Below are 7,561 nucleotides of genomic sequence, written 5' to 3'. Positions count from 1 at the left end.
TCGCGGTCGGACTGCAAGTGATCTTGAAGCCACGGGCCCGTCCCACCCCGACATGGACCTCGATGCCCGAACGGACGTTAGATTTCGAGTTCTAGGCGTTCTGCGATGAAGGTTGGATCCCAGCCGGGATTGAAAGTGTCGACGTGGGTGAATCCGAGCCGCTCGTATAGGCCACGCAGGTTCGGGTGGCAGTCGAGCCGCAGCTTGGCGCACCCCTGCGTTCGCGCGGCATGGCGGCAAGCCTCGATCAGCGCGGAGCTGACACCCCGGCCCGCATGTGTCCGTCGCACCGCGAGCTTGTGCAGATATGCGGCCTCCCCCTTGAGGGCGTCGGGCCAGAACTCGGGATCCTCGGCCGACAAGGTGCAACAGCCGACGATGCCGTCGCTGCAACTCGCGACTAGGAGCTCGGATCTCAGGACGAAGGTCTCCGCGAATGTCCGGTCGATCCGCGCGACGTCCCAGGCGGGCGTTCCCTTGGCGGACATCCACGCCGCAGCGTCGTGCATCAGCCGCACAACCTCGTCGATATCACCCGAGCAGGCGACCCGAACGTTCGGAGGCTCCTCGCTGTCCATTCGCTCCCCTGGCGCGGTATGAACCGCCGCCTCATAGTGCAGTTTGATCCTGACGAGCCCAGCATGTCTGCGCCCACCTTCGCGGAACCTGACCAGGGTCCGCTAGCGGGCGGCCGGAAGGTGAATGCTAGGCATGATCTAACCCTCGGTCTCTGGCGTCGCGACTGCGAAATTTCGCGAGGGTTTCCGAGAAGGTGATTGCGCTTCGCAGATCTCCAGGCGCGTGGGTGCGGACGTAGTCAGCGCCATTGCCGATCGCGTGAAGTTCCGCCGCAAGGCTCGCTGGACCCAGATCCTTTACAGGAAGGCCAACGGTGGCGCCCAAGAAGGATTTCCGCGACACCGAGACCAATAGCGGAAGCCCCAACGCCGACTTCAGCTTTTGAAGGTTCGACAGCACGTGCAGCGATGTTTCCGGTGCGGGGCTCAAGAAAAATCCCATCCCCGGATCGAGGATGAGCCGGTCGGCAGCGACCCCGCTCCGTCGCAAGGCGGAAACCCGCGCCTCGAAGAACCGCACAATCTCGTCGAGCGCGTCTTCGGGTCGAAGGTGACCGGTGCGGGTGGCGATGCCATCCCGCTGCGCTGAGTGCATAACCACCAGCCTGCAGTCCGCCTCAGCAATATCGGGATAGAGCGCAGGGTCAGGAAATCCTTGGATATCGTTCAGGTAGCCCACGCCGCGCTTGAGCGCATAGCGCTGGGTTTCCGGTTGGAAGCTGTCGATTGAAACACGGTGCATCTGATCGGACAGGGCGTCTAAGAGCGGCGCAATACGTCTGATCTCATCGGCCGGCGATACAGGCCTCGCGTCCGGATGGCTGGCGGCCGGTCCGACATCCACGACGTCTGATCCGACTCGCAGCATTTCGATCGCCGCGGTGACAGCGCCGGCGGGGTCTAGCCGCCGGCTCTCATCGAAGAAGGAGTCCTCGGTGAGATTCAGAATGCCGAACACCGTCACCATGGCGTCGGCCTCCGCAGCGACTTCCACGATGGGGATCGGGCGAGCAAAAAGGCAGCAATTATGAGCCCCATACCTACAAAGCCCCACGCATCAAGCTTTTGCCCATGAAGCAACCAGGCAATGGCTGTAATTATGACGACGCCGAGTCCCGACCAGACTGCATAAGCAACACCGACAGGGATGGATTTCAGAACCAGAGAAAGAAAATAAAATGCGATGCCATAACCGATTATGACAACGGCGGAAGGGGCAAGCTTAGTAAAGCCCTCGCTAGATTTTAATGCGGATGTTGCGATTACTTCGCCAACTATTGCGATAACAAGAAAAAGCCAGCCTTTCATGATATATCTCCCAATTTGTGTAGGGCTTATTATGCACGCTTAAAAATAATAAAAGCAGACTTGACCTGATAGTTTGGCTGTGAGCAATTATGTGCTTAGTGCATCTAACGCTTGAGTTAAGCCGCGCCGCGAAGCGGCGTCGGCTTGAACGAATTGTTAGACATTATTTGCCGACTACCTTGGTGATCTCGCCTTTCACGTAGTGAACAAATTCTTCCAACTGATCTGCGCGGGAGGCCAAGCGATCTTCTTCTTGTCCAAGATAAGCCTGTCTAGCTTCAAGTATGACGGGCTGATACTGGGCCGGCAGGCGCTCCATTGCCCAGTCGGCAGCGACATCCTTCGGCGCGATTTTGCCGGTTACTGCGCTGTACCAAATGCGGGACAACGTAAGCACTACATTTCGCTCATCGCCAGCCCAGTCGGGCGGCGAGTTCCATAGCGTTAAGGTTTCATTTAGCGCCTCAAATAGATCCTGTTCAGGAACCGGATCAAAGAGTTCCTCCGCCGCTGGACCTACCAAGGCAACGCTATGTTCTCTTGCTTTTGTCAGCAAGATAGCCAGATCAATGTCGATCGTGGCTGGCTCGAAGATACCTGCAAGAATGTCATTGCGCTGCCATTCTCCAAATTGCAGTTCGCGCTTAGCTGGATAACGCCACGGAATGATGTCGTCGTGCACAACAATGGTGACTTCTACAGCGCGGAGAATCTCGCTCTCTCCAGGGGAAGCCGAAGTTTCCAAAAGGTCGTTGATCAAAGCTCGCCGCGTTGTTTCATCAAGCCTTACGGTCACCGTAACCAGCAAATCAATATCACTGTGTGGCTTCAGGCCGCCATCCACTGCGGAGCCGTACAAATGTACGGCCAGCAACGTCGGTTCGAGATGGCGCTCGATGACGCCAACTACCTCTGATAGTTGAGTCGATACTTCGGCGATCACCGCTTCCCTCATGATGTTTAACGCCTGAGCTCAGCCGACCGAAACCGCGTAGCGGTTTTGGGTCGGCTGCAGCGATTTGTTGGGCGATAGCTTGCCACATTCTCTCAACGATTGGGATTTGATGTACTTTCCGCACTTTGTAGCGCGACCACATCATGCTCCCCCTGGCCGCGAGAGCCCTTCACTCGGGAAACACAAGACAGACCGAGCACGACTGTTGCAAGGGTCAAACAGTACACGACAACCGGCCAAGCCGTGTTGCGCGGCAACAGCGAAATGATCAACGTTCCGATGCTTCCTAGCAGTACACCGCCCAAGCAGAAGTAGACTGCCGTGACCGTTCCAGCAACATGGTCGAATCCTCGAAGAGCGCCATTGGGCGCCACAGATACCGCTGTGGCGACACCAATACCCACTAGCCACATTGGAGCAATAAAGCCTAACACGGACTGCAAAGCCCATATTTCGGTGATGGCAAGCAATACTGCTCCAGCTATCAGGCATCCCATTCCCATTCGCAAGACACTTGGGCTGCCCCACTTGGGTATCACACGCCCCATAAAACGAGCCGTAAACACCATGGCAATTGCCACTGTGGCGAACAGCAGGCTGAAGCCAAGCTGAGACACACCTTGCCTGCCCATCATTAGTCCGGGCGCAATGGAGAAAAAGACGAAGAAGCTACCCATTCCAGCGGCGTAACACAACGTGTACAACCAGAAGTTCAGGCACTTAACGGGGAGTAGCAGCTGCGACCATTGCAAGCCCGCAACTCGTTGCACCCGGGTTTCAGGCCAGAATCGCCACGCTGCTGCAGATGCAGCGATCATGCCCAAACCTAGAAACGCAAAGATAGCCCGCCACCCAAGCCACATGTCGACGAGCGCTCCGAGCAATGGGCCTACCGCCGGGACTATGGCCAGCATGGATCCGAGTATGCCGTAAATGACATTACTTTCCTCGCGACCTGCGTAAATGTCACGTACTGTTGCAAATGTGGAAACAAGGCACGCCGAGGCACCACAAGCCTGAAGAATCCGAAGCCCCAGAAAGACTTCAGCCGATGACGTAAGAGCGAGGCCCATTGACGCCACAACGTAGGCGAGGCCACCTCCCAGTAGAACGGGGCGGCGCCCCAGTCGGTCCGATAGCGGTCCAAACAAGAGCTGACCGGCACCAATCATGACCAAGTACGTTGTCAGCGTAAGCTGAATTGTGCTCGCTGTCGTACCAAGCGCGTTTGGCATAAACGGCACTGCTGGCAAGTACATGTCCATGCCGAGTGATGCCAATAAATCGAACGGTGATAACAACAACACCGTGGCGGCAAGGGAGTACCGCCAACTAAAGTTTTTTGAGCGCACGAAACCATCTCCTTGAACAAAGGATTTGGCGGCGCTCCCGTAGAGCAAAAGGATTCATGAGAACGCCGCAACAACCGAAAAATGAAGGTTGCTGCGGCTTACTTGTCTGCGTTCTTGGAAGTGCTCATCTGCTGACTATCTCATGATTAAATTTGAATCGTAACAACTTTCAAGCAACTCTGCAAGGAGCCTTATTGTGCGCCCAACGCCGGAGTTAAGCCGCCGCGCGTAGCGCGGTCGGCTTGAACGAATTGTTAGACATCATTTACCAACTGACTTGATGATCTCGCCTTTCACAAAGCGAATAAATTCTTCCAAGTGATCTGCGCGTGAGGCCAAGTGATCTTCTTTTTGTCCCAGATAAGCTTGCTTAGCTTCAAGTAAGACGGGCTGATACTGGGCAGGTAGGCGTTTTATTGCCCAGTCGGCAGCGACATCCTTCGGCGCGATTTTGCCGGTTATTGCGCTGTACCAAATGCGGGACAACGTAAGCACTACATTTCGCTCATCGCCGGCCCAGTCGGGCTGCGAGTTCCATAGCTTCAAGGTTTCCCTCAGCGCCTCGAATAGATCCTGTTCAGGAACCGGGTCAAAGAATTCCTCCGCTGCCGGACCTACCAAGGCAACGCTATGTTCTCTTGCTTTTGTAAGCAGGATAGCTAGATCAATGTCGATCATGGCTGGCTCGAAGATACCCGCAAGAATGTCATTGCGCTGCCATTCTCCAAATTGCAGCTCGCGCTTAGCCGGATAACGCCACGGGATGATGTCGTCATGCACGACAAGGGTGACTTCTATAGCGCGGAGCGTCTCGCTCTCGCCAGGGAAAGCCGAAGCCTCCATAAGGTCATTGAGCAATGCTCGCCGCGTCGTTTCATCAAGCTTTACGGCCACAGTAACCAACAAATCAATATCGCTGTATGGCTTCAGGCCGCCATCCACTGCGGAGCCGTACAAATGCACGGCCAGCAACGTTGATTCCAGATGGCGCTCAATGACGCTTAGCACCTCTGATAGTTGGTTCGAAATTTCGATGGTCACCGCTACCCTCATGATGTCTAACGCCGCCATAAGTTGCGGCTTTGGAGTTGATTGTTTTGTGGTAGCGTAGCGTTAAACCACAAAACAAGCGACGGAAAAGCCGTCAACTTGATGGCCTTGTTAGCCTTATCAGCGCGACTGTGATGTATAAACGTCAAAAATTGAATGACCAATTTTAACAATCGCATCATTTCGCTCTGCCATTGAAGCCTGTGTTTGAGCTAGATAGATGCTCACAATAATTGGGGCTTGATGCTCACTCCACACAACTGCTGTAATACTCCGAGCACCAAATCCGCCAGCACCTGAGCGATCCGCAATGTTCCATCCCGCCGGCAATACTGAACGTAGTAAATTACCAGTGACTTGATTGTTCACCATCCAAGACTCTAATTTTTTCTGGTTCATTTCAGATAGCGCGGAACCAAATAAAAATTTATTCAAAGTACTGGCTATTGCCTTAGGAGTTGTCGTATCCCTCAAATCACCGAGCTTACCTTCATTTAAATCAGGCTCAATACGGTCTAGACGAGTCTCTTTGTCCCCAATTTGTCTTAAAAAATCAGTAACGCCTTTGGGGCCACCTACAGCACTTAGGATGATATTTGCCGCAGTATTATCACTTGTAGTCATAGTTGCGAAGCACGCATCATCGAGTGTGATTGCCTGCCCTACTTGCTTTTCTATTACAGGGGAATAGGTCACAAGATCTGCTTTCTTAATCTCGACTGTACTATTGGGATTAACTTTTCCTTGCTCAGCATCATATAGTAATTTAGCGCAAGCTATTGTTTTAAAAGTACTTGTTAACGGGAAGCGCTGATTGCCATTGTAATCCCAATATTCTCCATTTTGAGTATCAAGAACGGAAACACCTATACGAGCAGAAAGAGAAACTTCAATTGCCTTAACGTCTTGTTCAACTTGCTGAAACTTTGAACTACTTGCAAAAACCACGGATGGTATTAAAAGCGAAAATGCCAATAAAAACTTCATGTAAGTAACCCCATAATTTTGATTGTCACACATTTTATATAAAAGCATGAGGCTCCATAATATGGCTAACGCCCGCCTCAACTGCCGGAGGTTAATGGCGCCTTTTTTGCAGCTCCACCGCAAAAAAAGGTGACAGTAACCGGAGGTCAGATTGCAGGCGCTTGTTAACTCTTTTGCCAGATTTGATAACAATAGTTAATGTTAGACTCGAAATCTTGCTCAAATACCAACTTGAATGTATCTGGGATTTCAGGAAAAACTATGTCTCCATCTCGCTCGATGTCGACTGTTGAAATATGCAAAGTATCTACTTTGGAAATCAAGCTTTTGTATATTTCACCACCACCAGAAACGATAACATGATCCGTGATTTCCTCTAAATTTATTAAGGCATCCTGAATTGAGGAGAAAACCATTACACCCTCATCATTCGTAGAAAAATTAGAGCGAGTTACAACTGCATACTTTCGATTTGGGAGAGCGCCCATTGACTCAAAAGTTTTGCGTCCAACTAAAAGCCATTGATTATATGTAATTGCCTTAAATAGAAGTTGCTCGCCTTTGGCGCTCCATGGAATATCTGGTCCATTACCGATAATACCGTTCTTCGACTTGGCAGCCATTAGTGATAACTTCACGATTTCTCCCTCGAGTTAACTTTGTTTTAGGGCGACTGCCCTGCTGCGTAACATCGTTGCTGCTCCATAACATCAAACATCGACCCACGGCGTAACGCGCTTGCTGCTTGGATGCCCGAGGCATAGACTGTACAAAAAAACAGTCATAACAAGCCATGAAAACCGCCACTGCGCCGTTACCACCGCTGCGTTCGGTCAAGGTTCTGGACCAGTTGCGTGAGCGCATACGCTACTTGCATTACAGCTTACCAACCGAACAGGCTTATGTCCACTGGGTTCGTGCCTTCATCCGTTTCCACGGTGTGCGTCACCCGGCAACCTTGGGCAGCAGCGAAGTCGAGGCATTTCTGTCCTGGCTGGCGAACGAGCGCAAGGTTTCGGTCTCCACGCATCGTCAGGCATTGGCGGCCTTGCTGTTCTTCTACGGCAAGGTGCTGTGCACGGATCTGCCCTGGCTTCAGGAGATCGGAAGACCTCGGCCGTCGCGGCGCTTGCCGGTGGTGCTGACCCCGGATGAAGTGGTTCGCATCCTCGGTTTTCTGGAAGGCGAGCATCGTTTGTTCGCCCAGCTTCTGTATGGAACGGGCATGCGGATCAGTGAGGGTTTGCAACTGCGGGTCAAGGATCTGGATTTCGATCACGGCACGATCATCGTGCGGGAGGGCAAGGGCTCCAAGGATCGGGCCTTGATGT

Annotated in this window: 6 protein-coding genes and 3 pseudogenes; 1 reads left to right on the top strand and 8 read right to left on the bottom strand. The window is 52.8% G+C overall.

Annotation, left to right across the window (positions count from 1 at the left end):
• Window positions 1-77: 77 nt before the first annotated feature.
• The 8 genes and pseudogenes from FTV30_RS15050 to dfrA16 all read right to left on the bottom strand — a co-directional run bounded on the left by FTV30_RS15050 (window position 78) and on the right by dfrA16 (window position 6,868).
• Entirely contained in the window at window positions 78-578 is a 501-nt protein-coding gene (locus FTV30_RS15050) for a GNAT family N-acetyltransferase (protein ID WP_000376623.1), read from the bottom strand.
• 127 nt (window positions 579-705) lie between these two features.
• The gene (gene sul1 / locus FTV30_RS15045) at window positions 706-1,545 is read right to left on the bottom strand and encodes a sulfonamide-resistant dihydropteroate synthase Sul1 (protein WP_000259031.1); all 840 of its coding nucleotides are present in this window, start codon (window positions 1,543-1,545) and stop codon (window positions 706-708) included.
• Window positions 1,539-1,886: a quaternary ammonium compound efflux SMR transporter QacE delta 1 gene (locus tag FTV30_RS15040; protein ID WP_000679427.1), complete on the bottom strand. Its 348-nt coding sequence runs from the start codon at window positions 1,884-1,886 to the stop codon at window positions 1,539-1,541. Before FTV30_RS15040 ends, sul1 begins: the two co-directional genes overlap by 7 nt.
• Before the next feature lie 116 nt (window positions 1,887-2,002).
• Window positions 2,003-2,841, bottom strand: a pseudogene (gene aadA1, locus FTV30_RS15035) (ANT(3'')-Ia family aminoglycoside nucleotidyltransferase AadA1).
• A gap of 92 nt (window positions 2,842-2,933) precedes the next feature.
• On the bottom strand, window positions 2,934-4,193 hold the full coding sequence (locus FTV30_RS15030) for a chloramphenicol efflux MFS transporter CmlA6 (RefSeq protein WP_001256773.1): 1,260 nt from the start codon (window positions 4,191-4,193) through the stop codon (window positions 2,934-2,936).
• 214 nt (window positions 4,194-4,407) lie between these two features.
• A pseudogene (locus FTV30_RS15025) lies at window positions 4,408-5,246 on the bottom strand (AadA family aminoglycoside 3''-O-nucleotidyltransferase).
• 117 nt (window positions 5,247-5,363) lie between these two features.
• Window positions 5,364-6,230 (bottom strand): PSE family carbenicillin-hydrolyzing class A beta-lactamase CARB-2, encoded by an 867-nt coding sequence (locus FTV30_RS15020; RefSeq protein ID WP_001931474.1) that lies wholly within the window; start codon window positions 6,228-6,230, stop codon window positions 5,364-5,366.
• A 164-nt stretch (window positions 6,231-6,394) separates the two neighbouring features.
• Window positions 6,395-6,868 carry a trimethoprim-resistant dihydrofolate reductase DfrA16 gene (gene dfrA16, locus FTV30_RS15015; RefSeq protein WP_032490158.1) on the bottom strand — a complete coding sequence of 158 codons (474 nt, stop codon included), beginning with the start codon at window positions 6,866-6,868 and terminating at the stop codon, window positions 6,395-6,397.
• Window positions 6,869-7,023: 155 nt separating this feature from the next.
• On the opposite strand from dfrA16, the pseudogene intI1 reads away from it, so the two are divergent.
• Window positions 7,024-7,561, top strand: a pseudogene (intI1, locus tag FTV30_RS15010) (class 1 integron integrase IntI1); the annotation flags it as partial.

Origin of the sequence: Acinetobacter sp. YH12255, from assembly GCF_013417355.1 — a bacterium.
In the GTDB taxonomy this organism is placed as follows: Bacteria; Pseudomonadota; Gammaproteobacteria; order Pseudomonadales; family Moraxellaceae; genus Acinetobacter; species Acinetobacter pseudolwoffii.
This window is presented reverse-complemented; position numbering and strand designations above follow the sequence as displayed.